Origin of the sequence: Dactylosporangium sp. NPDC050688 (genome assembly GCF_040654515.1) — a bacterium.
In the GTDB taxonomy this organism is placed as follows: domain Bacteria; phylum Actinomycetota; class Actinomycetes; order Mycobacteriales; family Micromonosporaceae; genus Dactylosporangium.
Window position 1 is genome coordinate 46,353 of the sequence record NZ_JBFAIC010000052.1, and the last position, 25,735, is coordinate 72,087.

General features: G+C 73.7%; 21 protein-coding genes. 10 read left to right on the forward strand and 11 right to left on the reverse strand.

The window, feature by feature from the left end:
• Positions 1-18: 18 nt before the first annotated feature.
• The 3 genes from AB0H83_RS36405 to AB0H83_RS36415 form a co-directional block, all read right to left on the reverse strand.
• Positions 19-1,206, reverse strand: a complete 1,188-nt coding sequence (locus tag AB0H83_RS36405) for an Ig-like domain-containing protein (protein ID WP_360103176.1) — start codon at positions 1,204-1,206, stop codon at positions 19-21.
• Positions 1,207-1,227: 21 nt separating this feature from the next.
• Positions 1,228-3,696 (reverse strand): ATP-binding protein, encoded by a 2,469-nt coding sequence (locus tag AB0H83_RS36410; RefSeq protein ID WP_360103178.1) that lies wholly within the window; start codon positions 3,694-3,696, stop codon positions 1,228-1,230.
• A 63-nt stretch (positions 3,697-3,759) separates the two neighbouring features.
• Positions 3,760-4,431: an ABC transporter ATP-binding protein gene (locus AB0H83_RS36415; protein ID WP_360103236.1), complete on the reverse strand. Its 672-nt coding sequence runs from the start codon at positions 4,429-4,431 to the stop codon at positions 3,760-3,762.
• Positions 4,432-4,565: 134 nt separating this feature from the next.
• On the opposite strand from AB0H83_RS36415, the gene AB0H83_RS36420 reads away from it, so the two are divergent.
• Entirely contained in the window at positions 4,566-5,156 is a 591-nt protein-coding gene (locus AB0H83_RS36420) for a helix-turn-helix transcriptional regulator (RefSeq protein ID WP_360103180.1), read from the forward strand.
• Positions 5,157-5,313: 157 nt separating this feature from the next.
• Here the strand turns inward: AB0H83_RS36420 and AB0H83_RS36425 are convergent, their stop codons facing one another.
• A complete protein-coding gene (locus AB0H83_RS36425; protein WP_360103238.1) occupies positions 5,314-6,429 on the reverse strand; it encodes an FAD-binding oxidoreductase in 1,116 nt (371 codons plus the stop codon).
• A gap of 72 nt (positions 6,430-6,501) precedes the next feature.
• Here AB0H83_RS36425 and AB0H83_RS36430 point away from each other — a divergent pair, with 72 nt between their 5' ends.
• Entirely contained in the window at positions 6,502-7,443 is a 942-nt protein-coding gene (locus AB0H83_RS36430) for a PfkB family carbohydrate kinase (protein WP_360103182.1), read from the forward strand.
• A gap of 66 nt (positions 7,444-7,509) precedes the next feature.
• On the opposite strand, the gene AB0H83_RS36435 is transcribed toward AB0H83_RS36430, so the two are convergent.
• A complete protein-coding gene (locus AB0H83_RS36435; RefSeq protein ID WP_360103184.1) occupies positions 7,510-7,908 on the reverse strand; it encodes a hypothetical protein in 399 nt (132 codons plus the stop codon).
• 180 nt (positions 7,909-8,088) lie between these two features.
• Between AB0H83_RS36435 and AB0H83_RS36440 the strand changes: the two genes are divergently transcribed.
• Genes AB0H83_RS36440 through AB0H83_RS36455 form a run of 4 tightly spaced genes read left to right on the forward strand, consistent with a single transcriptional unit; the run spans position 8,089 to position 12,101 of the window.
• On the forward strand, positions 8,089-10,722 hold the full coding sequence (locus AB0H83_RS36440) for a nitrate- and nitrite sensing domain-containing protein (protein WP_360103186.1): 2,634 nt from the start codon (positions 8,089-8,091) through the stop codon (positions 10,720-10,722).
• The gene (locus AB0H83_RS36445) at positions 10,723-11,142 is read left to right on the forward strand and encodes a roadblock/LC7 domain-containing protein (RefSeq protein ID WP_360103188.1); all 420 of its coding nucleotides are present in this window, start codon (positions 10,723-10,725) and stop codon (positions 11,140-11,142) included.
• On the forward strand, positions 11,132-11,515 hold the full coding sequence (locus AB0H83_RS36450; protein ID WP_360103190.1) for a DUF742 domain-containing protein: 384 nt from the start codon (positions 11,132-11,134) through the stop codon (positions 11,513-11,515). Before AB0H83_RS36445 ends, AB0H83_RS36450 begins: the two co-directional genes overlap by 11 nt.
• On the forward strand, positions 11,496-12,101 hold the full coding sequence (locus AB0H83_RS36455; RefSeq protein ID WP_360103192.1) for an ATP/GTP-binding protein: 606 nt from the start codon (positions 11,496-11,498) through the stop codon (positions 12,099-12,101). The genes AB0H83_RS36450 and AB0H83_RS36455 overlap by 20 nt, the downstream gene beginning before the upstream one ends.
• Here the strand turns inward: AB0H83_RS36455 and AB0H83_RS36460 are convergent.
• A complete protein-coding gene (locus AB0H83_RS36460; protein WP_360103194.1) occupies positions 12,055-13,383 on the reverse strand; it encodes an FAD/NAD(P)-binding protein in 1,329 nt (442 codons plus the stop codon). The genes AB0H83_RS36455 and AB0H83_RS36460 overlap by 47 nt on opposite strands.
• A gap of 117 nt (positions 13,384-13,500) precedes the next feature.
• On the opposite strand from AB0H83_RS36460, the gene AB0H83_RS36465 reads away from it, so the two are divergent.
• Positions 13,501-15,018, forward strand: a complete 1,518-nt coding sequence (locus AB0H83_RS36465; RefSeq protein ID WP_360103196.1) for an amino acid permease — start codon at positions 13,501-13,503, stop codon at positions 15,016-15,018.
• 72 nt (positions 15,019-15,090) lie between these two features.
• Positions 15,091-15,528, forward strand: coding sequence for a hypothetical protein (locus AB0H83_RS36470; protein ID WP_360103198.1), 438 nt, complete (start codon positions 15,091-15,093; stop codon positions 15,526-15,528).
• Here AB0H83_RS36470 and AB0H83_RS36475 read toward each other — a convergent pair.
• The gene (locus tag AB0H83_RS36475; protein WP_360103200.1) at positions 15,513-16,181 is read right to left on the reverse strand and encodes a hemerythrin domain-containing protein; all 669 of its coding nucleotides are present in this window, start codon (positions 16,179-16,181) and stop codon (positions 15,513-15,515) included. The two genes, AB0H83_RS36470 and AB0H83_RS36475, sit on opposite strands and share 16 nt — an antisense overlap.
• Positions 16,182-16,282: 101 nt before the next feature.
• Here AB0H83_RS36475 and AB0H83_RS36480 point away from each other — a divergent pair, with 101 nt between their 5' ends.
• Positions 16,283-19,747, forward strand: coding sequence for a BTAD domain-containing putative transcriptional regulator (locus AB0H83_RS36480; RefSeq protein WP_360103202.1), 3,465 nt, complete (start codon positions 16,283-16,285; stop codon positions 19,745-19,747).
• On the opposite strand, the gene AB0H83_RS36485 is transcribed toward AB0H83_RS36480, so the two are convergent.
• The gene (locus AB0H83_RS36485; protein ID WP_360103204.1) at positions 19,696-20,724 is read right to left on the reverse strand and encodes a hypothetical protein; all 1,029 of its coding nucleotides are present in this window, start codon (positions 20,722-20,724) and stop codon (positions 19,696-19,698) included. The genes AB0H83_RS36480 and AB0H83_RS36485 overlap by 52 nt on opposite strands.
• Before the next feature lie 147 nt (positions 20,725-20,871).
• On the opposite strand from AB0H83_RS36485, the gene AB0H83_RS36490 reads away from it, so the two are divergent.
• A complete protein-coding gene (locus AB0H83_RS36490; protein WP_360103206.1) occupies positions 20,872-23,016 on the forward strand; it encodes an MMPL family transporter in 2,145 nt (714 codons plus the stop codon).
• A 75-nt stretch (positions 23,017-23,091) separates the two neighbouring features.
• Here AB0H83_RS36490 and AB0H83_RS36495 read toward each other — a convergent pair whose 3' ends face one another.
• The 3 genes from AB0H83_RS36495 to AB0H83_RS36505 are packed head-to-tail and all read right to left on the reverse strand — an operon-like array spanning position 23,092 to position 25,733.
• Positions 23,092-23,973 (reverse strand): hypothetical protein, encoded by an 882-nt coding sequence (locus AB0H83_RS36495; protein ID WP_360103208.1) that lies wholly within the window; start codon positions 23,971-23,973, stop codon positions 23,092-23,094.
• Positions 23,970-24,539 (reverse strand): NADAR family protein, encoded by a 570-nt coding sequence (locus tag AB0H83_RS36500; protein ID WP_360103210.1) that lies wholly within the window; start codon positions 24,537-24,539, stop codon positions 23,970-23,972. Before AB0H83_RS36500 ends, AB0H83_RS36495 begins: the two co-directional genes overlap by 4 nt.
• Positions 24,540-24,569: 30 nt before the next feature.
• Entirely contained in the window at positions 24,570-25,733 is a 1,164-nt protein-coding gene (locus AB0H83_RS36505; RefSeq protein ID WP_360103212.1) for a HAMP domain-containing sensor histidine kinase, read from the reverse strand.
• Positions 25,734-25,735 lie beyond the last annotated feature (2 nt).

Sequence of the window (25,735 nt, forward strand, 5' to 3'; positions counted from 1 at the left end):
CGGCCACCGGAGGAGTGCTCAGAGTGCGCTGCCCTTGCGGTACTCGTCCCAGGAGAGCTCCCAGTCGGTCCAGCCGTCGCCGTACTTCACGCGCTCCTCGGTGCCCTTGACGATGACGGGGTCGCCGATGTGGGTCACGCTGTACAGCCATTTTGCCAGCTCGAGGGAGATGTTGACGCAGCCGTGGGAGACGTTGCGCTTGCCCTGGTCCTTGACCGACCAGGGGGCGGCGTGGATGTACTGGCCGCTCCAGGTGATCCGCTGCGGGTACTCGACCTTGGTGCGGTAGCCGTCGGGGGAGTCGACCGGGACGCCGTAGGTGGAGGAGTCGAACCACTCCCACTCGTTCTTCACCATGACGATGAAGTTGCCGCTGTCGGAGGGGTTGCTGGGCTTGCCCAGGGACACGGGCATCGTCTTGAGCAGCACGCCGTCCTCGGTGACGGTCATCTGCTTGGTGGCGTTGTCGACCTCCATGATCAGCTTCTTGCCCACGGTGGCGTCGACGGTGAGGTCTTTCTCGCCGTACGACTTGCCGCCGAAGGACACTCCGCCGACGGCGGCGCGCAGGCTGAGTTTGGTGCCGGGCTGCCAGTACTCCTTCGGGCGGTAGTGGATCTCCTTGGCGGAGAACCAGTTCCAGACGCCCTCCTGGGGCGGGTCCGAGGACATGAGCAGGCGCTTCTGGATGCCGGCGCGCTTGTCCTTCGGGATGTCGACGCCGAAGGACAGGATCATGGGCATGCCGACGCCGACGACCTGGCCGTCGCCGATCTGGCTGGTGGTGCGGGCGAGGCTGGCCGGCTTGGCCATGGTGGTGAACTTCACCGTGCTCTTGGTGGAGCCGGCGGTGACCGTGGCCGTGTACTCGGTGCCGTACTTGAGCTGCTTCGCCGGCATCCACTCCACGCCGCTGGGCGCCGCAGACGGGGATGAACCGGAAGAATTCGGTGACAATGGGGCGCCCTCGATGGCCGTCCCGGCCGCGTCCTGCAGGGTAACCGTCGCATCGGCGGACGACTCGTAGACGATCGAGGTGGCCGTCGACACGTCCCGCGCGCCGTCGGTGGGCGTCGTCACCTTGACGGTGGCAGCGGCCGCCGTACCGGAGCCGCCGCCACCCTTCCAGGAGGGGGCGGGGTCGCCACAGCCGGCGAGCACCAGGGCGCTCGCCACGAACATCAAGGTCAATCGTTGTAGTTGCATCAGCAACCATTGTGCCTCGGTCTACAGGGACGGCAACCGGACGAGGAAGGTCGTGCCCGGTTTGTCGCCGTGATCGGTGACGGTGATCGTGCCGCCGTGCCGCTCGATGACGGTGCGGCTGATGGCCAGGCCGAGGCCGGTGCCGGGCAGGCCGAGGCTGCGGATGTTGGAGCCGCGGAAGAAGCGTTCGAAGAGCCGGGAGCGCTCCTCCTCGGGGATGCCGACGCCGGTGTCGGTGACCCGCAGGTCGACCCCGGCGGTGTCGCGGACCAGCTCGATCTCGACCCGGCCGCCGGCGGGGGTGAACTTCACCGCGTTGGTGACCAGGTGGTCCACGACCTTGCGCAGCCGCGGCTGGTCGCCGGCGACGGGGGCGGGGCCGTCGGGCAGCGTGACCCGCATGTCGATGTCCTTCTCGAGGGCGGCGCGGGTGCCGGTCTCGGTGCTGGCCCGGACCACGGCGGCGAAGTCCAGCGGCCGCTCGACCAGCGAGACGTAGCCGCTCTCCAGGCCGGCGAGGTCCAGCAGGTCGTCGATGATGGCCCGGAGGTTCTCCGCGTTGCGGGCGATGACCGACAGGAACTGGGCCCGGGTCGTCTCGTCGTCGTTGTCGTGCAGGAGCAGCTCCGTGTACGACGAGATCGACGTCAACGGCGTGCGCAGCTCGTGACCGACCAGCGAGATGAACTCGTCCTTCGTGCGGGCCAGCTGCAGGGCCAGGTCCTCGGCGCGGCGGCGCTCCAGGAACTGCCCGACGTGCGCGGCGATCCCGGACAGCAGCGCGATGAGGGACTCCTCCGGCTCCTCGGCGGCGTCGCCGAAGAAGCTCAGCGTGCCGGTGACCCCGCCGCCGTCGCGGATCGGCACGGCCAGGCCGACCCGCAGCCCGTGCCGGGCCAGCGACGGCACGTTGAGCCGGCTGCCGACGACGGAGATGTCGGGGATCCAGGCGGGCTGGCCGGTCTCCCAGGCGACGCCGGAGACGCCGACCCCGGGCGCCAGCGGGCCCGGCTCGGGGATGACGTAGCCGGGCTCCGTCCACATCGCCGCGTTGCGCAGGACGTTGCCGACCCGGTCGACCAGCCACAGCTCGGCGTGCGGCCACTGCAGCGTCCCGGCGACCGCGCCCAGCAGCTCAGGGCCGGCGTCCTCGATCGTCGGGGCCTGTTCCAGGATGCGCGACACCGCCAGCTCGCACTCGATGAGCCGCTGCGCCCGGCGCCGGTCGGTGACCTCGTGCAGGGCGGCGACGGCGCCGAGCCGGTTGCCGTCGCTGTCGCGGATCGGCTGGGCGTTGGCGGTGAAGCTGCGCCGGGGCCGGCCGGGCAGGTGGACGACGACCTCGGCCTCGCGGACGTGCTCGCCGTGGAACGCGCGCACCAGCGGCAGGTCGTCCGAGGCGACCGGCTCCGACTGGTACGTGCGGTAGTGCTGCCCCCACGACTCGACGGTCGACTGGTTGGCGTCGCTGCCGGCGATCTCCCGCATGGCGCGGTTGAACAGGATCAGCCGGCCGCGCTCGTCGCAGGCGACCACGCCGGCGTCGAGGTTGTCGAGCAGGGCGCTGAGGAAGTGCCGCTCGCGGGCCAGCTGCCGCTCCGCGGCGACGCGTTCGCTGATGTCGTAGACGAACGCGTGCGCGTGCCGGCCGGCCGGGCCCTCCACGACGTTGAGGGTGAGCTCGACCGGGAACTCGTCGCCGGCCCGGTTGATCGCGTAGAGCTGGAGGCGTTGCCCGATGAGCTTCGGTGCGCCGCCGCGCGCCAGCCTGGTCAGCCCCGCGCGGTGTGCGGCCCGGAACCGCTCCGGGATGATCAGCTCGTCGACCTGCTTGCCGATCGCCTCCTGCGCGGACCAGCCGAAGGTGCGCTCCGCGGCCCGGTTCCAGCGGGTGATCTCCCCGGTGAGCTCGATGCCGACGAACGCCTCCAGCGCCGTCTCCAGCACCGCGTCGGTCTCGGCCGCCGCGATCGCGATGTCCTGGCGGCTGGTCTCGGCGCCCAGCATGACCTCGAGCATGGCGGCGCACTCCCCGACCGCGGTGACGTCGTCGTCGGTCCAGTGCCGGGGCACGGAGTCGGTGACGCAGACCGCGCCGAGCGTGTGGCCGTGCAGGTCGTGGATGGGCTGGCCGAGGTACGCGGTGACGCCCCGGTCCTGCACCGCGCCGAGGTCGCGCAGCGCCGGGTGGTCCCTCGCGTCGCTGATCACCAGCGGGGTGTTCTCGGCCACCACGTACTGGCAGAAGGAGCTGGTCGCCGGCTCGGCGTGGACGCGGTCGAGGTCGGGTGGCAGCCCGTGCCTGCCGACGATGTGCATCCGCTCGTCGTCGACGAGGGTCAGCAGCCCGACCGGCGCCACGACAGAGCGCGCCGCGAGCCGGACCAGCCCGTCGACGGGCGACGATGAGGAGGCCAGCAGCGCCTGTGCGCGCCGCAGCGCGGCGAGCCGTTCGGGCTGCGCGAGCACGCCGAGATCGAGTTGCGGCATGTCACACCCCTAACCCGCAAGCACCTGGCGTTGATCGTACCTGCGCAAAGGGGTGAAATCAGTCTAAAGCCGGAGCTGCGTGGCGCGAGCGAGCGTCGAGGACGGGTCCTCGCCGTCGGTCAGGTCGATGTCGTCGGTGAGTTTGCCGTCGGCCAGCCGCAGCAACCGGTCGCACCGGGCCGCGATGTGCTGCTCGTGTGTGGCGAGCAGCACCGTCATCCCGTGCTGCTCACGCAGGTCGAGCAGCAGGTCCAGGATCTGCGTGCCATTGGCGGAGTCGAGGTTGCCGGTCGGCTCGTCGGCGAGCAGCAGCTTCGGCGAGCCGATCAGCGCCCGCGCGATCGCGACCCGCTGCTGCTGCCCGCCGGACAGCTGCGCCGGCAGGGCCCGCTCGCGGCCGCTGAGGCCGACCGCGTCCAGCAGCTCCCGGGCGCGTGCCTGCTTGTCGAAGCCGACCCGGAACGGCAGCACCGGCGCGATCACGTTGTCCAGCGCGGTGAGGGCCGGCAGCAGATGGTACCGCTGGAAAACGAACCCGACCGTGCGCCGGTACTCGCTCAGCCGGCGCCGCCGCAGGGCCGTCACCTCGACGCCGTCGACGACGACCGTGCCGGCGTCGGCGGATTCGATCGCGCCGATGAGGTGCAGCAGCGTCGACTTGCCCGAGCCGCTCGGGCCGGCGACCGCGGTGAAACTGCCCGCCTCGACCCGCAGGGTCAGGCCGTCGGCGGCCATGATGTCCTGCTCACCGGTGTGGAACCGTTTCGTGAGCCCGGTGACGGACAGCTCGGCCCCGGTCGACGGTGCGGTCATGGCCCTACTCTGTCGCAATGCATTGCGACAATGCAAGGGGCGAGTAGGCTCTGGGCATGCCGATCCACCACGCGGTGCTGTCGCTGCTGTCGCACGGACCCAGTTACGGGTACGAGCTGAAGGGCGCCTTCGAGACCGCGGTGGGGCCGCAGTGGGGGCCGCTGAACATCGGCCACCTGTACCAGATCCTCGACCGGCTCTCCCGCGACGGCATGGTCAGCTCCGAGCGGCACGCGCAGGCGGTGAAGCCCGACCGGGTGGTGTACGAGATCACCGACGCCGGCCGCGGTGAGCTGCGGCGCTGGCTGGACGAGGCGAGCCCGCGCAGCGGTGGCTTCCGCGACGACTTCTTCCTCAAGGTGACGGCCGCGGCCCGCTCCGGCGACCCGGAGATCGTGCGCAGGGTGCTCGGCCAGCAGCGCACGTACCTGCTGCGCGAGCTGCGCAACCTCGACGGCCTGCGGCGCAAGGCGCCCGACCCGGTGGTGGGGCTGCTGCTGTCGGCGGCGACCCGGCACGTCGAGGCGGATCTGGCGTTCGTCGACGACGCCGAGCAGGCGCTGCTGCGCGAGCCGGGCACGGTGGCGGGGCTGGCAGGCGTGCGGCGCGCGGATGCGGCACCGGACGAGCTGCGCCGACCCGCGTAACGCCGCGCGGCGACGGTGCCGCGCGGTCGGTGCCGGCTCGCGGAACCGCCGCGCCGGGCCGGAGAAGCTGCGGCTCGTGGAACCGCCGCGCCGGGGCGGACGAGCTGGGCCGGTCCGCGGAACCGCCGTGCTGGACCGGATGAGCTGCGCCGGCCCGTCAGACTCTCGGGTGCAGGGCGCCGTGCTTCAGCCCCGGGATCTCGAACGGCTCGCCGAGCAGCTCCGCCGCGCCCAGCCGGGCCAGGGCCGGCGCGGTCTGGATGCCGAAGCCGCCCTGCCCCGCGAACCAGTAGAAGCCCTCCTGCGCCGGGTCCGGCCCGACGACCGGGTTGCGGTCCGGCGCGAACGTGCGCAGCCCCGCCCAGCTGGTCCGCACCCGGCGCAGCGGCAGGGTGGTCACGGCGGCGACCCGCTCCACCGCCAGGGCCACGTCCTCGGGCTCCGCCACCGCGTCGACCGGCGGCGACGGCGTCTCGTCGCACGGCGACACCAGCAGCCCGCCGCTCTCCGGCCGGAAGTAGAACTCGTCGCCGACATCGAGGACCAGCGGCCAGCTCGGCGCGACCCCGTCGATGGACACGACCGCCACGGTGCGGCGCATCGGCGTCAGCCCGGCCGTACGCACCCCGAGCCGCCCGGCCACGGCGTCGGCCCACGCGCCTGCGGCGTTGACGACCCGCCCGGCCGCCAGGTCGCCGCGGTCGGTGGTGAGCCGCCAGCCGTGCCCGGTCCACTCGCCGGCCTCCAGGCCGATCGAGGTGCGCAGCTGCACGCCCGCGGCGACGGCGCGTTTGCGGTACTGCTGATGCAGCGCATCGACGTCGATGTCCTGCGCGGTGCGTTCGACCGCTGCGCGGGCCACCGCCGACGGGCGCAGCACGGGGCACAGCGTCTGCGCGCCCGCGACGTCGGTGCCGCGCAGCGCCGGGTTGGCGGTCAGCAGCGCGTTCATCGCCAGGAGCTGGTCCTCGCGGGCCACCCAGACCAGCGGCCGGGACCGCAGCAGCGGCGTGCCCGACTCGGCGCCGAGCGCGTCGAGGATGGTGCGCGACGCGCGGGTCAGCGCCCGGACCTCAGGCGAGCCGTAGCTCTCCAGGAACGCGGCCACGGACCGCCCGGTCGTGTGATACCCGAACTGGTTCTCCCGCTCCAGCACCACGATCCGCAAGCGCTCCCGGTGACCGCCAGCGGCCTCGGCACGCTCCACCAGCCGGCCATCAAGTTCGGCGAGCTCGGCGGCGAGGGACAGGCCGGCCATGCCCCCACCGATCATCGCCACGTCTGCGCGTTCGATCCTGTGATTGTCGCAGGGAATGTTCCGTTACGAGCCGGGTAGTCGCCTCGCGTGAGATTCGCCGAGCTCGCCGCCCGCTGGCAGGACCGTCCCGTGCTCGTCGTCGGAGACGCCGTGCTCGACTGCTGGCTGCACGGCACCCCGACCCGCATGAGCCGGGAGGGGCCGGTCCCCGTCGTCACGCTGGACACGACCCGGGAGGTCGGCGGCGGCGCCGCGGCCCTCGCCGGCGCCCTCACCGCGCTCGGCGCCCGGACCACCGTCGTCGGCGCGACCGGCGACGACGACGCGGGCGCCACCCTGCGCTCCAGGGTGTGGGACAGCGGTGCCACGGACCGCCTGGTCGTCTCCGTCGGCCGGCGTACGCTCACCAAACGCCGCCTCATCGCCGCCGGCCAGGTGATCGCCCGCTTCGACGACGGCGACACGACCCCGCTCGGCGGGACCGCGGCGGAGACGCTGCGGCAACGCCTCGACGAGTCGCTCGCCGAGGCCCCCGAGGCGGTCGTCGTGTGCGACCTGGGCGGGGGCACCCTCGGCTCCGCCGTCCGCGCGCTGCTGGCGGCCCGGCGCCTGGACGTGCGGCTGCTCGCCGTCGACGCGCTCGACCTGGCCCCGTGGGCACACCTCGGCCCCGACCTGGTCACGCCCACCCTGGACACGGTCAGCGGGGTCGTCGAAGGTACCAACGCCGCCGCCGTCACCGCGGCCCGCGGCATGCTCCTGCGCTCGACCGCCGCGGCCGTCGTGTCCGTCGCGCTGGACGCCGACGGGGCGGTCGTCGTCAGCCAGGACGCCGACACCGTGCACACCTCGGCCGCGCCGGGGCCGCGCAACCGGTCCGCGTACGTCGCCGGCTTCGTCCTCGCCCAGCTCGCCGGCGCCCCGGTCGCGGAGGCCGCCGCCACCGCCCAGCGCTGCGCCGCCATCCGCGCCCGCGACCTGGCGCTGACCACCACCCAGCGGGCCGGCCTGACCATCATCCCTGCCTGACCCGGCACTCCGCGGCGGCCGCCCGCGGGCATGGCGGCCGTCAGGAGTCGCGGGTCATGGCGGCCGTCAGCTGAGCTGGGCTTCCGGGGTCCGGTCCTTGCAGCGGACGGCGACGTGGATGACCTGGGTGTCGGAGCGGAAGGTGAGACGGTACTCGGCGCCGGGGCCCTGCTGGGCGCCCTCGATGCGGAAGCCGAACGCCGGGCTCAGGCTGTCGGCCCAGACCATGCCGGCGTCGCAGCGGGCGGCGATGTTGCCGCCGGGGGTGCGCAGGAGCTTCGGCACGCCCGAGGTGGGCGACGAGGACGGGGCGGCGGAGGGGGTCGCGGCCGGGGCCGGGACGCGGGTGATCGAGGCCAGCAGTGCCGTGCGGACGGCCTCGACCCTGCCGACGCCGAACATGCTGAGGGCCGCCGTACACGCGGTCCAGGCGCAGATCGCGAAAATCCACCGTCTACCTCGCATACCGGGCGCCCTGCCCGGGGCGTGGGAAAGCACACCGGGGCGAGAAGGAGGGCGGGAGGGAGATCACGGGCGAGCCGGGTTTGGGACGTGGACGACCTTGTTGGTGACTTCCTCGCCTGTGTGTCCGTATCATGCCCGAGACGCGCCACCCCCCTTGTCGACGCGACCCACGAGGATCACATGAAGGCCCGCACGTGGAGAATCCGCACGTGGTCGATCCGCGCCAAGATCGTCACCCTGCTGCTGCCGCCGCTGTTGTCGCTCGTCGTGCTGTGGGTCTTCGCGACCAACCTGACGTCGAACGCGGTGGTGGAGCTGTTCGACGCGCAGACGTACTACGAGCTGGCCGCCGAGCCCGCCGAGATGGTGATCGTCGAGCTGCAGCGGGAGCGCAAGCTGTCCCAGGTGTACCTGGGGGCCGGCCGGGCGGAGGGCAAGCCCGAGGCGACGACGCTGGCCGAGCAGCGGCGCAAGTCCGACGCGGCGCTCGCCAACTTCCGCAGCCTCGCCGGGCGGGACGAGACCAGGGAGGCGATGCCGGAGGCGGCGAAGGGCCGGCTCGCCGAGATCATGGTCGCGCTCGACGGGATCGTGTCGGGGCGGGCGGGGATCTCGCTCGGGCAGGTCGACCGGTCCGGCGCGATGGAGATCTACAACGGTCCGATGGATGCGATCTACCGGTGGTACAACGCGCTGCCCGGGGTGAGTGACGCGCAGCTGGGCAAGGACGCCCGCACGAACATCGCGATGAGCCGGGCGCGGGAGCTGCTCGCGCGGGAGGACTCGCTGGTCAACGGCGCCGCGGCGGCGGGGAAGTTCATCCGCACCGAGAGCGCCGACCTGATCGCGATGATCGGCGCGAAGCGCAACGCGTACGCGGAGCAGTCGGCGGAGCTGCCGGCGGCGGTGCAGCAGACGTACCGGGACATCGTCGACGGCGAGGCGCACAAGCGGCTGACCGAGTTCGAGAACCGGATCATCGCCGAGGCCAGGCCGAACGCCGCCATCCCGGTCGACATCATCGCGTGGCGGGACGCGTACGACCGGCTCGCCGAGCAGCTGCGCAAGCTGGACCTGCAGTTCGGTGACACGATCCTGGAGCGGGCCGGGCCGGTCGGTGCGGCCATCGTGGTGCGGCTGGTGCTCGCCGCGGTGCTGGGCCTGCTCGCCATCGCGGTGTCCGTGGTGCTGTCGATCCGGATCGGCCGATCGCTGATCAACCGGCTGACCGGGCTGCGGCAGGACGCGCAGGCCCTCGCCGACCAGCGGCTGCCGGAGCTCGTCGGCCGGTTGCGCCGCGGTGAGGATCTCGACCTCGCCGAGGCGGCGCCGCCGCTGGAGTACGGCACCGACGAGATCGGCAAGGTGGGCAACGCGTTCAGCGCCGTGCAGCGCACCGCGATCGAGTCCGCGGCGCACGAGGCGCAGCTGCGGCGCGGCCTCAACGAGGTGTTCCTCAACATCGCCCGCCGCAGCCAGACGCTGCTGCACCGGCAGCTGGCGCTGCTGGACCGCATGGAGCGGCGCACCACGGACCCGGAGGAGCTGGAGGACCTGTTCCGGGTCGACCACCTGGCGACCCGCATGCGCCGCCACGCCGAGGACCTGGTCATCCTGGCCGGCGCGACGCCGGGCCGGGGCTGGCGCAACCCGGTGCCGATGGTCGACGTGGTCCGCGGCGCGGTGTCCGAGGTCGAGGACTACGCGCGGGTCGGCTTCCTCACGCTGCCGGAGGCGTCGCTGGTCGGGCGCGCCGTCGCCGACGTCATCCACCTGCTCGCCGAGGTGATCGAGAACGCCACGTCGTACTCGCCTCCGCACACCCGGGTGCAGATCAGCGGGCAGCTGGTGCCGAACGGGTTCGCGATCGAGATCGAGGACCGTGGCCTGGGCATGTCGCCGGAGGCGATCGAGGAGGCCAACGAGCGGCTGCTGCACCCGCCGGACTTCGACCCCGCCAACAGCGCCCGGCTGGGGCTGTTCGTGGTGGCGCTGCTGGCCGCCCGGCACGGGGTACGGGTCACGCTGCGGTCCTCGCCGTACGGCGGGGTGACCGCGGTCGTGCTGATCCCGCCGCACCTGATCGCGGGCGCGACCCCGGAGCTGACCGCGTCGACCCCGTCGGAGCTCAGGAACGAGCTCAGGAACGAGCCCAGAAACGAGCCCAGGCACGAGTTCGGCAACGAGCTCACCGGCGAGCTCGCCGGTGAGGTGACGGGCGAGCCGGAGGCCGGGCGGGCGGAGCCGTCCCGCGCCACCCGCGCGGTGCTGGACGTCACGGCGTCGGAGTCGACCCACACGCTGGACGCCGCGCCGTCCCACGCGGGCCGCACGCTGTCCCACGCCGGCCGCACGCTGGACGCCGTGTCGTCCCCGGCGGGCCACCCGCTGGACGCCGGGCCGGCCGAGGCGGGCCGCACGCCGGTGCTGGACCGTGCCCCGCGCGTGCCGGCCCCCCGCAGCGGCGACGTCGACGCCGAGGTCGTGGCCGCCGCGGGCCCGGCGGCGCCGCAGCGGAACTGGGCTTCCCCCGTACCGCCGGCGCAACCGCAACCCGAACAGCCGCTGGACCTGACCGACGACGGGCTGCCGAAGCGCCGCCGGCAGGCGAGCCTCGCGCCGCAGCTGCGGGAGCGGCCCGAGGACGAGCACACGGCCGACGGCGTGCCGGCGTCGCAGTTCGCCTCCGCCGGGGCCGGCAGGTCGCCCGAGCAGACCCGCACGATGATGACGTCGCTGCAGGCAGGGTTCACCCGGGGACGCCGGGACGCGGCGCTCACCGACGATCAACCCACATCGGAAAGGGACGCATAGGTGGCACAATCGACGAGTCGCACCGGCAAGCTCGACTGGCTCCTCGACGATCTCGTCGACCGGGTCGAGTCGGCGCAGCACGCCGTGGTGCTCTCCGCCGACGGGCTGCTCATGGGCGCGTCCTCGGGGCTCGGCCGGGACGACGCCGAGCACCTGTCGGCGGTGGCCTCCGGGTTCCAGAGCCTGGCCCGCAGCGCCGGGCGGCACTTCAACGGCGGCACCGTCCGCCAGACGATCGTGGAGATGGACGACGCGTTCCTGTTCGTCACGGCCGCCGGGCAAGGTGCCTGCCTGGCCGTGCTGAGCGCCGCGGACTCCGACATCGGTGTGATCGCCTACGAGATGGCGATGCTGGTGACCCGGGTCGGACAGTACCTCACTGCACCGTCACGAACGGGCACACCGTCCGATGCCGGGTGATCACGACTGGCTCGACTCCGAGGCCGGTCCGGTGGTGCGCCCGTATGCGGTGACGGGCGGGCGGGCCAGGCCCGCCGTCGGCGGCTTCGACCTGGTCGCGTTCGTCGTCAACGCGGCGGACGGACCGGGGCGCCCGCGGCACCTGCAACCGGAACACTATGCGATCCTGGCCCGCACCCGCGAGCCGGTCACGGTCGCGGAGCTCGCCTCACACCTCGATCTCGCGCTCGGCGTGGTGCGCGTGCTGCTGGGCGACCTGCTCCAGCAGGGCTTGATCGAGATGCACGAACCTGTGTACGACCAATCCGTCGGGCCGCAGCGGCCCGACGATCGCATTCTCAAGGCGGTTGTCAATGGTCTCCGATCGCTCTGACGGGCACATCCCGCTGGCGGTGAAGATCCTCATCGCCGGAGGGTTCGGCGTCGGCAAGACCACGCTGGTCAGCGCGGTCAGTGAGATCCGTCCCCTGCAGACGGAGGAGGTGCTCACCAACGCGGGTGTCGGCATCGACGACGTCGACGGGGTGGAGGGCAAGACCACCACGACGGTGGCCATGGACTTCGGCCGGATCAGCATCAACGACGACATCGTGCTGTACCTGTTCGGCACCCCCGGCCAGGACCGGTTCTGGTTCCTGTGGGACGAGCTGGCGCTGGGCGCGCTGGGCGCGGTCGTGCTCGCCGACACCCGGCGGCTCACCGACTGCTTCCCGTCGGTGGACTACTTCGAGCGGCGCGGCACGCCGTTCCTCGTCGCGGTCAACTGCTTCGACGGGGTGCAGCAGCACACCGCGGCGGCGGTGCGCAAGGCCCTGGACCTCGATCCGGAGGTGCCGGTGGTGCTCTGCGACGCCCGGGACCGCCGCTCGATCAAGGACGTGCTGATCGCCCTCGTCGAGCACGTGATGACGATCAAGCAGCCACCGGCACTCGAGCCGGCGCGGCAGCCCGGATTCTGACGGCGAGGGCGGCCGCCTGGGCCCGGATCTCCGGCACCGCGGTCGTCTCCCACCAGGCGCCGCGGCGGGTCGGCCCGATCGCGAGGATGCGGTCGGACGCCGCGCCGTCGCGGTCGACGAGGCGGCCCTGGCCGTCCACGTCCAGGCCGGTCCCGGTCGGGTCGCGGCGGGCCAGCCCGTCGTCGAGCAGCGCCCGGCCGAGCGTACTGGTGGCAGCGCCGCCGGGGCCGGTGCAGTTGACGATCGCGCCGACCGGCCAGCTCTCGTCCTTGTGCTTGGAGCGCAGCGTGACGACGAAGCCACGCTCGCCGCGCCGGATCGAGTGGATCGCCGCGGCGTGCGTGAACAGGGCACCGCTGTCGCGCAGCGCGGCGACCCGCGCCGCGACCGTCGGCGCCATCCGGTGCCGGTGCACCTCCCAGTATGCGGCGAGGTGTTGCAGGAACCGGCGCCGCGCGTCGACGGACAGCTGCCACCACAGCCGGTCGAGCTGGGGGCGCAGCGTGTCGACGGCGCAGCGCCAGTCGGGCTCGCTCGCCGCGTACCGCCGCACCGCCCGCAGCAGGCCGCCGGCGTCGGATCCGTCGTGGGCGAAGCTCCCGGTCGCCTTCGGCTGGGTCTCCAGGTGCGGCTGGGGGAGCAGCCCGCGGCGCGACACCGCGTGCAGCGGCGCCCGGCGCCCCCGCTCGCTCAGCGACATCGCCACGTCCAGCGCGGTGAGCCCGGTGCCGATCAGCAGCACCGGCACGTCGCCCGGGACCCGGTCCAGCGCACCCGGGGTCCACGGGTTTCCCACATAGTAGGGATGGGTGCGCACCGCCGAGGTGATCGCGAGCGGGCCCGCCGGGGCGCCGTGGCCGAGGGCGAGCACGACCTGGTCGGCAGGGACGACCTGCCCGCCGCGCAGCACCACGCTCAGTGACCGGGGGCCGGCCTCCAGGCGGGTCGCCACCCCGCGGACGTGCTCGAAGTCCACCCGCCGCAGCCGGTCGTGCAGGTAGTCGCCGAACACCCGGCGCGGCGCGAAGTCCGCCGACCCGATCGGCAGGCCCTGGTCGCGGCACCAGTCGAGGAAGTCCTCCGGCGCGTCGGCGAGCGCGCTCATCGCCGCGGCCCGCGAGTTGAGCAGGTGCGTGGGGTCGGTCGTCCGGTACGCCGCGCCGCGGCCGAGCGTGTCCGCCGGGGAGGGGTCGACGAGGACGACCCGGTCCCCGGGGCCGCTGAGATGGATCGTCGTCAGGGCGCCGCTACAGCCTCCGCCCACGACCACTGTGGTGTTCATGCCCGCCCCTAATTTCTATCTAACCGGTAGGTTTTAATGGTACTCGGTACGACGGGCCGGGTGTAGAACCCAGATCCTCCGGGCATGTCGGTTTTGAGGCCCTCTGGAGGTGCGCCGATGTCGATCTTCCGGACGAAGTCGATCGAGCAGTCCCTGCGGGACACGGACGAACCGGGCAGAGGACTGCGCAAGAACCTGTCGGCGTTCCACCTGACGGTCTTCGGCGTCGGTGTGATCATCGGCACGGGCATTTTCGTGCTGACCGGCCAGCAGGCCGCACGCAACGCCGGCCCGGCGATCGTGCTGTCCTTCGCCCTGGCCGGCGTGGTGTGCTCCCTGGCCGCCCTGTGCTACGCCGAGTTCGCCTCCAGCGTGCCGGTCGCCGGCTCCGCGTACACCTTCTCCTACGCCACCCTCGGGCAGTTCGTCGCCTGGATCATCGGCTGGGACCTGTGCCTGGAGCTCGCCCTCGGCGCCGCCGTGGTGTCCCGCGGCTGGTCGGCCTACCTGCAGGAGCTCCTCGACCTGCCCACCTGGCTCGCCGGGGACAAGGCCGTGCCGGACTTCGGCGCCGCCTTCATCGTCGCCGCCCTCACCGTCGTGGCGATCATGGGGGCGAAGCTGTCCGGCCGGGTCACCGGCGTGCTCGTCGTGATCAAGGTCGCCGTCGTCGTGTTCGTCATCGGCCTCGGCCTGTTCTTCGTCAAGGCGGCCAACTACACCCCGTTCATCCCCCACGCCGTCGCGTCGGAGAAGGCCAGCGGCGCCGACGCCCCGCTGCTGCAGATCCTCGCCGGGATCACCCCGCAGCACTTCGGCTGGTTCGGCATCGTCGCGGCCGCCTCGATCGTCTTCTTCGCCTACATCGGCTTCGACGTCGTCGCGACCACCGCCGAGGAGACCCGCAACCCGCAGCGCGACGTCCCGTGGGGCGTCATCGGCTCGCTCGTCATCTGCGGCGTGCTGTACATGGCGACCGCCGCCGTCGTCACCGGCATGGTCCCCTTCGGCGAGCTCGACACCGCCGCACCCCTCGCCAAGGCCTTCGACCTCGTCGGGCAGGGCTGGGCGGCCGACCTCATCTCCCTCGGCGCCGTGTGCGGCATCACGTCGGTCATCCTCGTGCTGCTCCTCGGGCAGGCCCGGGTCTCGTTCGCCATGGCCCGCGACGGCCTGCTGCCGCCGGTCCTGGCGAAGGTCCACCCCAGGCACGGCACGCCATGGGTCATGTCGACGATCACCGGCGTCGTGGTCGCCGTCCTCGCCGCGTTCGTCCCGCTGTCGGAGCTGTCGGAGCTGACCAGCATCGGCACGCTGTTCGCGTTCGTGGTCGTGTCGATCGGCGTGGTCGTCCTGCGCCGCACCCGCCCCGATCTGCCGCGCGCCTTCCGGGCGCCGGGGGTGCCGTGGCTGCCGGCGATCAGCGTGCTGGCGAGCGTGTGGCTGATGCTGAACCTGCCGGTCATCACGTGGGTGCGGTTCCTGATCTGGATGGCCGCCGGTCTGGTGCTGTATTTCGTGTACGGGATGCGCCGGGCCGACCTGGCGGCAGACGCCGCCGCCGGGGCCGCCCGGCGCACCGGGGACGGCGGGCGACCGGACCGCCCGTCAGGGCCGGCGGACCGGTCGTCGTAGGGCCTTCCCACGCCCCCCCCCGCACGCGTCCCGGGTGGCGCCGGCTCCGGCGGTGCTGGAAAGGTGACAGATATGAGTGATTTCGGCCTGCAGTCCGACGGGTTCGACTTCGACACCGGCGAGTTCGACCCGGACGACTACGCGGACCCGCACGCCCTGTTCGGCCACGAGGAGGGCCACGGCGTGGCGGCCGGACTGAGCCCGGCTGCCGAGACGGAGTCTGCCGGAGACGGATCGCCTCCCTCGACCGACGGGCTGGAGACGGTCAGCTACGACAGCGACGGCGACGGCACCGCCGACGTGCTGCTCGCCGACGAGAACCACGACGGCGTCACCGACGTCGCGATGTGGGACACCAACGCCGACGGCCTCATCGACCGGGTCGCCTACGACCAGGACCACGACGGCCGGATCGACCTGATCTACCACGACGACGACTTCGACGGCGAGACCGACCGGGTGGAGACCGCCGACGGCACGCAGGAGGTCCCCGGCTACACGTCCAACTGACGCCCGCGGACCTTGCGCATCTGCTTGGCGTACTGGCGGCGGCCGACCGTGTGCCACAGCAGCCGGGCCGGCACCGGCAGGTGCGACAGGAAGCGCGCCGTCTCGTCCGGGGTCGCCTCCTCCAGCAGCGCGCCGAGCATGAACAGCAGCTTGTCCTTCGGCGCGTGCGAGCGGGCAGCCTCGCCGAGCTCGTTCCACTCCGCGACGGTGATGTGCTCCGCGACCAGCGGCAGCACCGAGCGCTCCTCCTCGTCGAGGTGCACGAGCAGGTCCTGCCGGTGCCGGTCCATCGCCTCGGCGAGTGCGTCCCGGGCCGCCGCCGACGCGTCGGCCTCCCACGGCGCGAGCCGCTCCGCCACCACCCGCAGCCCTCGCGCGACGACCTCGTGCTGCTGCTCCATCCGCAGCACCAGCTCCGCGTCCAGGTCGACCCTGGCCAGCAGCTTCGGCCACAGCAGGGTGTCCTCGGAGGTGTGGTGGGAGTGCAGGCCGTGGTCGTACTCGCGGAACATGCCCGCCAGGAACCGGGCGCGTTCGACGTCGCCGGAGCGGACCCCCTTGACGAGGCCGGGCAGCAGCCGTGACTCGCGCCGGAACACGCGGTGCACGACGACCATCTCCTGGACCCACGGACGCTCGACGGTGGTGGTCATATCGGTCTCTCCTCGATCTGCTCGGCTGTCCCATCACGCTGCGGAGACTGTCTTGTAGCGGTCTTGGAGACGGCTTGTGGGCGGCTACGATGGCGCGCGTCATGCTGATCCGAGTGCTCGGGCCGTTCGCGGCCGACGTCGCCGGCGGTGCGGCCGACCTCGGCGGCCCCCGCCAGAAGGCCGTGCTCGCGCTGCTGGTGTCCGCCGGCGGCGCGGTCGTCTCGGTCGACCGGATGATCGACGACCTGTGGCGCGGCGAGGCGCCCCCGCGGGCGATCGCGTCGCTGCAGGCGTACGTGTCGAACCTCCGCCGCGTCCTCGAACCCGGCCGCGAGCGCCGCGCGCCGGCCCGGATGCTGGTCAGCGCGCCGCCCGGCTACGCGATCAGGGTCCCGCCCGACGCCGTCGACGCGTGGCGGTTCGAGTCGCTGCTCGCCGCCGCCCGCGCGGCCGCCGCCACCGAGCCGGGCCGGGCCCGCCTGCAGCTGCGTGCCGCGCTGGAGCTGTGGCAGGGCGGCGCGTACGCCGAGTTCGCCGAGGAATCCTGGGCGCAGCCCGAGGCGGCCCGCCTCGAAGAGCTCCGCCTCGCCGCCCGCGAGCTGCTGCTGGATGTCACGCTGCGCGCCGGCGGGGCCGCCGAGGCGGTCGCGGAGGCCGAAGTGCTGACCCGCCACGCCCCGCTGCGGGAGGAGGCGTGGCGGCTGCTCGCCCTGGCCCTGTGGAGCACCGGCCGCCAGGCCGACGCCCTCGCGGCGCTGCGCCGGGCCCGCGGGATCCTCGCCGACGAGCTGGGCCTGGACCCGGGGACGGCGCTGGTCGACCTGGAGGCCGCGATCCTCGGCCAGCGGGTCGAGGTCCTCGACAGCCTGCGGGCGCCGGACAGCCTGGCGCCGGCGGACGGCGACGGTGTGCGGGCGCCCGGCGGGGTCCGGCCCGGCGCCGTCGACGCCGCGCGGCCGGCCGGGCAGGGTGAGGTGTTCGTCGGGCGCACGCAGGAGCTGGCCGCGCTCGGCGCTGCGGCGGCGGAGGCCGTCGTCGCCGGGCCGCGGATCGTGCTGCTCAGCGGGGAGGCCGGGGTCGGCAAGACGAGCGTGCTCGCCCGCTTCCGGCAGGACCTGCTCAGCGGCGGCTGGCTCGTGGTCGTCGGCCGGTGTCCCGAGGTCGACGGGGCCCCGCCGGCGTGGGCCTGGGTCGAGGCGCTGCGCCAGCTCGCGGACGCGGCGCCGCCCGGCGACCTCGCCCCGGCCGTCGCGCCGCTGCTCGACGACGCCGGACCACCAGCCGGACCACCACCCGCGACACCAGCCGGACCACCAGCCGGACCACCAGCCGGACCTCCACCCGGGACACCAGCCGCACCAGCCGGGGCGGCCGTCGGGGCGGCGCCCGGCGGCGACCGCACGGACGTGGCCGCGGGACGGTTCCGGCTGCACCGCGCCGTACGGGCCTGGCTGGCGCGGGCCGCCGCCGCGCGCCCCGTCGCCATCGTCCTCGACGACCTGCACGCCGCCGACGCCGAGACGCTGCTGCTGCTCGCCAGTACCGCCGAGCTCACGGACGCGCCGGTGCTGCTGGTCGCGGCGTTCCGGCCCGCCGACAACCGGGAGCGGCTCGCCGAGACGATGGCGGCGCTCGCCCGGCGGTCACCGGCCCGGGTGCACCTCGACGGGCTCGGGCACGACGAGGTGCAGCGGCTCGTCGGCGCCTTCGCCGACGTCGACGCGGGCACGGTGGCGGCGCTCGCGGAGCGCACCGGCGGCAACCCGTTCTACGTGCGGGAGTCGGCGCGGCTGCTGGCCTCCGAAGGGGCGCTGGTCGCGACGTCGGAGGTGCCGGAAGGGGTACGGGACGTGCTGCGCCGGCGCCTGTCGCGGCTGCCGCAGCCGGCCGTGGCGGTACTGCGCCTCGCCGCGGTCGTGGGCCGGGAGGCGGACGTGGAGACCCTGGTGGAGGCGGCCGACGCCGACGAGGGGGCCGTCCTCGACGCCCTGGAGGCGGGGCTGATCGCGGGGTTGCTGACGGAGCCCGCGCCCGGGCGGGTCCGGTTCGTGCACGGGCTGGTCCGCGACACGATGTACACGGACCTGTCGCAGCTGCGCCGCACCAGGATGCACGCGAGGGTCGCGGCGTGCACCCGGCGGCTACGGCCCGACGACTACCCGGCGCTCGCGCACCACTACGCACGGGCCGCGTCGTCGGACACGGCGGCGCTCGCCGTCGACTACGCGGTGCGGGCCGCCGAGCTGGCGGAGCGCCGGTACGCGTACGACGCCGCCATCGAGCTGCTCACCGGTGCCGTGCGGGCGGCCGAGACGGTCCCCGGCGACCGGGACCAGCTGCGCGTCGACCTGCTCGGCCGGCTGCTGCGGGCGCAGGCGAAGGCGGGCGCGGTGGCGCAGGCGCGGCAGACCCGCGACCAGGCTCTGGACGTCGCCGTCGCCGCCGGGCGGCAGGAACTGCTCATCGCGGCGTTCACCGCGTGGAACGTGCCGACCCCGTGGCAGATCCGCACGTACGGGGTGATCGACCACCGGGTCGTCGACCTGCTCGGGCGGCTGCTGCGTACGCCGGACCTCGACCCGGAGACCAGGGTGCGGCTGCTGGACGCGCTCACCAACGAGCTCGACGGCGAGCACGACCCGCGCGGCACGGCCGCCGGCCTGGAGGCGTACGCGCTGGCCCCGTCCCTGCCGGACCCGGCGGTGCAGGCGCTCGGCCTGGTCGCCCGGGCCCGGACGATGCGTTTCGACCTGGAGGCCGAGGAGCGCGCCGCCGTCGCCGCGCAGCTGCGGGACCTCGCGCGGGCGCACGGCATGGTGGCCTACGAGTGGGTCGCCGAGCGGGCGCTCACCAACTGCGCCGCGGTGCGCAACGACGCGGCCGAGGTCCGGGCCCGCACCGCCCGGCAGGGGGTGCTCGCCACCGCGTACCAGCTGCCGGAGCCGGAGGCGATCAACCTCAGCGGCAGGGCGGCGCTGGCGCACATCGCGGGCGACTTCGCCGAGGCGCAGCGGCTGTACGACGAGGCGCTCGCCGTCATGCGCCGGCAGGGTTCGCTGCACGCCGACGGGTTCCACTTCATCGCCACCTCGAGCCTGCTCATCAGCCGAAACCGGTTCGGGGAGCACCTGGCGCAGACCCGGGCGGCGCAGGCGGCGCTCGGCTCGATCGCCGACGACGCGCTCGCCCTGAGCCTCGCCTCGGCGGGCCGGCTCGACGAGGCGCGGACGATCCCGATCGGCGCCTACCGGCACCGCCCCGACTACTTCGAGTCGGCGTTCATGGCGATACGCGGGCTCGCCGCCGTCGCCGTCGGCCGGGCCGACCTGGCGCCGGCGATCATCGAAGGGCTGCTGCCGGTCCGCGCACAGATCGCCGGGATGAGCAGCACGGCGCTGGCGGTGCGGCCGGTCGCGGACGTCCTGGCCCGCCTGTACGCGCTGCTGGGCGACCGGGAACGGGCGGCCGAGCACTTCGGGCTCGCCCGTACCGTGGCCGCTGCCTGGGACGCGGGTCACTGGGTGGCCGACGCCGAGCGGGGGCTCGCCGGGCTCGACGCCCGCTGACGCTCCGCGTGCGCGACCCGCCGGCAGGCGGCCAGCAGCGCCACGGCCACCGCCGCGAACAGGGCGTTGCCCCACCAGCGCACCGGGTCGCCGGGCTCCAGCAGCCAGGTCAGCACGAAACCGAGCCACGCGTACGTCAGCAGCACCCCACCGGCGAACGCGATGTGGTGCCCCTGCGTCCATCGCGGGCGGCGGGCGAACACCGGGACGATGACGGCGGCGAGGCACAGCAGCGCCGCGCCCATCCAGACGCCGGCCCAGCTCTCCGGCCGCGCCACGAACACCCCGGACAGCACGAACCCGCCGGCCCCGGCCAGCCACGGCCGCGGCACCCACCCGCCACCCGGGTCGCCGGCCGGGTCGCCGGCCGGGCCGCGCCGGCCGGGGCGGCGGGTCAGGAACGCGGCCACCACCAGCAGCGCCGCCACCACGGCCGCGCCCGTCCGCTGCGCCGGGGACGCCAGGAAGCCCTCGCTGTCGTACAGCTCCCGGAACACGATCCACAGGCCCCAGACGTACCCCAGCGCGACGATCACCAGCCCGACCGGCCCGAGCCACGGCGTGGTGCGCCGCCGTGGCGTCAGGTGCTCGGCCAGCGCGATCGGCAGGCCGATGCTCCACACCGCGTGCCCGGTCACGAACGACATCGCGTTCAGCGCGCTGATCCCCAGCGCCGGGACCGGCGTCACGGCCTGGAAGTCGTGGCCCTCGAACGCCGGGTTGAACAGCGCCTGGTCGGCCAGGCCCGCCTCGATCACCCCGTACGCCGCGCCGAGCAGCAGGATCGCCGGCCAGCCGCGCCCGGTGCGCCGCACCACCTCCCGGATCAGCAGCGCGCCGCAGCCGTACATCGGCACCAGGAACACCAGCGCCGGCAGGATCCGGACCGACAGGTTGCCCAGCAGGAACTCCCCGACGAACGGCGCCAGCACGAGCACCATGGCCACCGGCGCGGTCTTGCGCATGAACGCTCCCATGCCGTCCAGTGCAGCCGCCCCGGCGGGCCGGGCCTAGCGCCGAAAGTCGCCGGCCACCGTCAACTTCCGGGGTCCTAGTCGCTTCCAAGTGGGCTGTAAGTGGCGGCGGCGATGGTGGGGCTGCATACATCTGACCTGGAGGCGCACATGTCCCGCTTGCTCGGCCGGCTCGGAGGAGCCGCCGCCGCCCACCCCTGGCGCACGATCGGCGCCTGGCTGATCGTGCTCGTCGCGTTCACCGTGTCGTCGGTCTCGTTCGGGGGTACGCCGCACGACGACTACAACGTCCCCGGCACCGAGTCGCAGGCGGGGACCGAGTTCCTGCGGGCGCACCTACCGGCGCTGGCCGGCACCGACGCGCGGATCGTGGTGCACGGCAAGGGGCCGGTCGACCCGGCGACCCTGGAAGGGCTGCGGGGGCGGCTCGCCGCGATGCCGGGCGCCGGTGACGTGGCGCCGCCGCGCATGTCGGCCGACGGGGACACGGCGCTGATCGCGGTGCGGTACACGATCCCGGTCACCGACTTCAAGGGCACCGAGGGCATGGACGCGCTGCGGGCCGCGGCCGAGCCGCTCGTCCGCGCGGGCCTGCAGGTCGAGTTCGGCGGCCAGGTCGCCGAGAACATCTCCGCGCCGTCGGGCACCGCCGAGGCCGTCGGCATCGTGGCGGCGCTGCTGATCCTGGTGCTGGCGTTCGGCTCGGTCGTCGCCGCCGGGCTGCCGATCGTCGTGGCGATCGCCGGGCTCGGCGTCGCGAGCGCGGTCATCGCGCTGCTGGAGACGGTCACCGACATCAGCGGCACCGCGCCGACGATCGCGACCATGGTCGGGCTCGGCGTCGGCATCGACTACGCGCTGCTGCTCGTCGCCCGGCACGTCGAAGGGCTGCGGGCCGGGCTCACCCCGCGCGAGGCGGCGGCCGCGGCCAACGCGACCGCGGGCTCCTCGGTCATCGTGGCCGGGCTGACGGTGCTCGTGTCGCTGTTCGGTCTCAAGCTGTCGACGCTGCCGGTGTACTCGTCGTTCGGGTACGCGACGTTCGCCGCGGTCGGCGCGGTCATGCTCGCCTCGGTCACGCTGGTGCCGGCGCTGTGCGGCCTGGCCGGACGCCGCGTCCTGCCCAGGAAGGTCCGCAAGGGCGCCGCGGGCACAGCGGGCGCCGCAGGTGCCGTGGGCGGTGCGGGGCTCGGTGGCGGGACGGGCGCGCCGGCCGGGTGGACGGCGCGGTGGGCGACGGTCGTCGGGCGGCGGCCGGTGCTGGCGGCCCTGGGCTCGCTGCTGGTCCTCGCCGCGCTGTCGGCGCCGGTCCTCGGCATGCGCACCTGGCCGCAGGACGCCGGCAGCCAGCCCACGTCGAACACCACGCGGCTCGCGTACGACCTCACGTCCGCCGAGTTCGGGCCCGGCGCCAACGGGCCGCTCGTCATCGCCGTCGACACGGCCAGGGTGCCCGACGTCGACGGGCTCGTCGCCGCGCTGCGGGCGCAGCCCGGGGTCGCGCTGGTGGCGCCGGCGGCACGTACCGGCGACGCCGCCGTCATCATCGTCGAGCCGGCGACCGGCCCGCAGGACGAGCGGACCACCGCCCTGCTGGACCACCTGCGGGCGGACGTGCTGCCCGACGGCGCGCTCGTCACCGGCCTCGTCGCGGTCTTCGCCGACATCTCCGACCGGCTCGCCGAGCGGATGTGGATCGTCGTCGCGTTCGTCGTCGCGCTGTCGCTGCTGCTGCTGACCGTGCTCTTCCGGGCGCCCGTGGTGGCGGTCAAGGCGGCCGTGATGAACCTGCTGTCCGTGGCCGCCGCGTACGGCGTGATGACCGCCGTCTTCCAGTCCGACCTCGGCGCGCGGGCGGTCGGCCTGCCGCACGCGACGCCGGTGTCCAGCTGGGTGCCGATCCTGCTGTTCACGGTCCTGTTCGGGCTGTCGATGGACTACGAGGTGTTCCTGCTGTCCCGGGTCCGCGAGGACTGGCTGGCCACCGGCGACGCGCAGGGCAGCGTGGTGCGGGGCCTGTCCGCGACCGGCCGGGTCATCAGCGGCGCGGCGGCCATCATGGTCGCGGTGTTCGTCGGTTTCGCCCTCGACCCGGACGTCACGGTCAAGATGATCGGCGTCGGCATGGCCGCGGCCGTCCTCATCGACGCGACCCTGGTCCGCCTGGTCCTCGTCCCGGCGACGATGTCGCTGCTCGGCCGGGCCAACTGGTGGCTGCCGGGCTGGCTCGACCGGCTCCTGCCGCACGTCAAGGTCGAGGAGTCGCGGGAACGGGTGCTCGAACCCGTTGCCTGACTCCCGCCCCGGGCCACCCTCAGCGCGGGCCGCGGGTGGCCGCCTGACGCCGTCGCCGGCCACCCTCGGAGCTGCTCAGCGCAGGCCGAGGGTGGCCAGGACGCGGCCGACGGTGTGCCCGACCGGCCGGAGCACCGAGTCCCGGATCCACCGGCCGGTGGGGGCGACGACCGACTGCCAGGTCCACCGGACCGGCGCGACGACCAGGTACCGCCACAGCAGCACCACCGAGTGGTTCCACGCCCAGGCGACCGCCCGCCCGACCGGCACCAGGACGTGCCGCCAGAACCAGGCGATGAGCAGCCCCGCCGGGCGCAGGCCGTAGTGGATGAAGACGCCGACGACGAATGCGACCGCGATGCCGATCGGCCGCAGCACGAAGCGCCAGAAGGCGACCGCGAGCCACGCGACGGCCAGGCCGATTGGGCGGATGCCGTAGCGGTACCCGGTCTCGACCAGCCACGCGACGGCGATGCCGATGGGGCGCAGGAGGTAGCGGTACAGCGCGACAACGGTCCAGCGGACCGCCTGCACCAGCGCCCACAGGACGTAGAAGATGCCCTTGCCGAGGTACACCCAGAACAGCCGGGTGCGCTTGGCCAGCCAGACGGTAGCGTCCCACAGCACCTGCAGCGCGGGCGCGATCACGTGCTCGACGAGCCACGCCAGGGGTGTCACGACGAGGTTGCGCAGCACCCAGACCAGCGGTATCCAGATCAGGTGGCGCCACAGCCAGGCGAGCGGGCGCAGCACGACGTAGTCGATCGCGATGCCGATCGGGCGCAGGACGTACCGGTAGATCAGCCCCGGGATGGGCTCCAGCACGTACCTGCGGATCGCGACCAGCAGCTCCCACAGCAGCTTGAACGGCACGACCACGGCGACCGCGACGACCCGGACCGGCCACGCCAGCCAGGTGGGCAGCGGCTCCGGTTCGTGTTTCTTCAGCGACGTCATGACCCGGCCAGGGTCGTCCGGGCCCGCATGAGCGCGAACCCGAGCAGGTTCAGGCCGCGCCAGAGCGCCGGCTCGTCGGCGGAGGCGTCCTGGGCGCTCAGCCCGATGCCCCAGATGCGGTCCAGCGGGCTCGCCTCGACCAGGATCTGGTCGCCGGTGCCGATGAGGTACTCGCGCAGGTCGTCACGCTGGCCGAACTTCGCCTCGCTGCCGGCCACGACGATGCCGAACCGCTCCCGCTTCCACACCGTCTCGTCGAAGCCGCGGACCTCCCGGCCGAGCTTCTTCACGTCGCCGGGGTGCCGCGCCTCGAGGATCCGGCCGGCGGTCACGGTGTCGCCGAACAGGACCGCCTTGGACCACATCATCCAGTGCTCGGCCGTGTCGTACCGGACGCCGTCGACGGTGAACCCGATCGGCGCCCACTGGCTCAGGCTGCCCCGCCCGGCCGGCGCGGCGGGGTCGGTGTCGTGTTTCCAGAAGTGCAGGAACCGGACCTTGGCGCCGGTGCCCATCAGGGCGATGAGCTCGGCGGTGTCGGCGGGTGGATCGGACGGTACTGGCATGATCCGAGTCTGCCGGACCGCGGCAAGTCGTTATGTCGGGAACCCGCCGCCGTCCGGTGGCGCCGTGGGCAGGATCACCGTGACGACCAGGCCGCCGCCGTCGCGGGGCTCGGCGTGCACGCTCCCGCCGTGGGCGCGGGCGACGGCGCGCACGATCGACAGGCCGAGCCCCGCGCCGGGCACGCCGGCGATCCGTTCGGGCCCGAAGCGCCGGAACGGCTCGAAGAGCCGCGGCACCTCGTACCGCGGCACGGCCGGCCCGGTGTTGCTGACGGTCACCGCGACGGTCCCGTCGGGGCGGCTGCCGGACGTGACGTGGACCCAGCCGCCGTCGGGCAGGTTGTGCCGGACCCCGTTCTCGACCAGGTTGTGCACGAGCCGCTCCAGCAGCACCGCGTTGCCGGTCGTCGGCGCCTCCTGCGGCGAGCAGTCCACCGTCGCCTTCCCCGGCGGCAGCTGCGCGGTGACGTGCTCGACGATGTCGGCGAGGTCCACGAACGACCGGTCCGTCACCGTCCGCTCCGAGCGGGCCAGCAGCAGCAGACCGTCGATGAGCTGCTCGTGGCGGGCGTTGACGGCGAGCAGGGTGCGGCCCAGGTGGCGCAGCTCCGGCGAGGCGTTGTCGGGGTCGATCGCGACCTCGAGCAGGGTCCGGTTGAGCGTCAGCGGGGTCCGCAGCTCGTGGGAGGCGTTGGCGATGAACCGGCGCTGCCCGTCGAACGCCTCGTCGAGCCGGGCCAGCATGACGTCGAACGTGTCGGCGAGCTGCTTCACCTCGTCCCGCGGGCCGTCCAGGGCGATCCGCTCGTGCAGCCCGCGGTCGGGGGCGTCGGCGATGCGCCGGGCGGTCGCGGTGACCTGGTGCAGCGGCTGCAGCAGCCGCCCGGCGATCAGCCAGCCGAACGCGGTCGCGGCGAGCGCGATGACGCCCAGCGCGATCCCGCCCTGGGTGAGCAGGACCTGCCCGGTCTCATTGGTTACGTTCTCCTTGATCTGCTTCACGTACATCGCGTCGCCCTTCGGCGGGGCGGCCAGGCCCGGCGGCAGGTCGCCGGCGGTGCCGGCGACGAGCGTGTGGGCGCTGAGCCGCTGGTACAGCAGGGCGTAGGTGACGGCGAGCAGCAGGAGCCCGGCGAGCAGGAACAGCCCGCCGTAGACGAGGGTGAGCCGGGCCCGGATGGTCAGCCGGTTCATCG

What these genes read in the sequence shown, in the direction of transcription:
- AB0H83_RS36450 (WP_360103190.1), top strand. Translation starts at nt 11,132, where the DNA reads ATGCCGGGTGATCACGACTGGCTCGACTCCGAGGCCGGTCCGGTGGTG.
- AB0H83_RS36500 (WP_360103210.1), bottom strand. Translation starts at nt 24,539, where the DNA reads ATGCCAGTACCGTCCGATCCACCCGCCGACACCGCCGAGCTCATCGCC.
- AB0H83_RS36485 (WP_360103204.1), bottom strand. Translation starts at nt 20,724, where the DNA reads ATGGGAGCGTTCATGCGCAAGACCGCGCCGGTGGCCATGGTGCTCGTG.
- AB0H83_RS36415 (WP_360103236.1), bottom strand. Translation starts at nt 4,431, where the DNA reads ATGGCCGCCGACGGCCTGACCCTGCGGGTCGAGGCGGGCAGTTTCACC.
- AB0H83_RS36410 (WP_360103178.1), bottom strand. Translation starts at nt 3,696, where the DNA reads ATGCCGCAACTCGATCTCGGCGTGCTCGCGCAGCCCGAACGGCTCGCC.
- AB0H83_RS36460 (WP_360103194.1), bottom strand. Translation starts at nt 13,383, where the DNA reads ATGAACACCACAGTGGTCGTGGGCGGAGGCTGTAGCGGCGCCCTGACG.
- AB0H83_RS36435 (WP_360103184.1), bottom strand. Translation starts at nt 7,908, where the DNA reads ATGCGAGGTAGACGGTGGATTTTCGCGATCTGCGCCTGGACCGCGTGT.
- AB0H83_RS36505 (WP_360103212.1), bottom strand. Translation starts at nt 25,733, where the DNA reads ATGAACCGGCTGACCATCCGGGCCCGGCTCACCCTCGTCTACGGCGGG.
- AB0H83_RS36440 (WP_360103186.1), top strand. Translation starts at nt 8,089, where the DNA reads ATGAAGGCCCGCACGTGGAGAATCCGCACGTGGTCGATCCGCGCCAAG.
- AB0H83_RS36425 (WP_360103238.1), bottom strand. Translation starts at nt 6,429, where the DNA reads ATGATCGGTGGGGGCATGGCCGGCCTGTCCCTCGCCGCCGAGCTCGCC.
- AB0H83_RS36470 (WP_360103198.1), top strand. Translation starts at nt 15,091, where the DNA reads ATGAGTGATTTCGGCCTGCAGTCCGACGGGTTCGACTTCGACACCGGC.
- AB0H83_RS36495 (WP_360103208.1), bottom strand. Translation starts at nt 23,973, where the DNA reads ATGACGTCGCTGAAGAAACACGAACCGGAGCCGCTGCCCACCTGGCTG.
- AB0H83_RS36465 (WP_360103196.1), top strand. Translation starts at nt 13,501, where the DNA reads ATGTCGATCTTCCGGACGAAGTCGATCGAGCAGTCCCTGCGGGACACG.
- AB0H83_RS36475 (WP_360103200.1), bottom strand. Translation starts at nt 16,181, where the DNA reads ATGACCACCACCGTCGAGCGTCCGTGGGTCCAGGAGATGGTCGTCGTG.
- AB0H83_RS36455 (WP_360103192.1), top strand. Translation starts at nt 11,496, where the DNA reads ATGGTCTCCGATCGCTCTGACGGGCACATCCCGCTGGCGGTGAAGATC.
- AB0H83_RS36405 (WP_360103176.1), bottom strand. Translation starts at nt 1,206, where the DNA reads ATGCAACTACAACGATTGACCTTGATGTTCGTGGCGAGCGCCCTGGTG.
- AB0H83_RS36490 (WP_360103206.1), top strand. Translation starts at nt 20,872, where the DNA reads ATGTCCCGCTTGCTCGGCCGGCTCGGAGGAGCCGCCGCCGCCCACCCC.
- AB0H83_RS36420 (WP_360103180.1), top strand. Translation starts at nt 4,566, where the DNA reads ATGCCGATCCACCACGCGGTGCTGTCGCTGCTGTCGCACGGACCCAGT.
- AB0H83_RS36480 (WP_360103202.1), top strand. Translation starts at nt 16,283, where the DNA reads ATGCTGATCCGAGTGCTCGGGCCGTTCGCGGCCGACGTCGCCGGCGGT.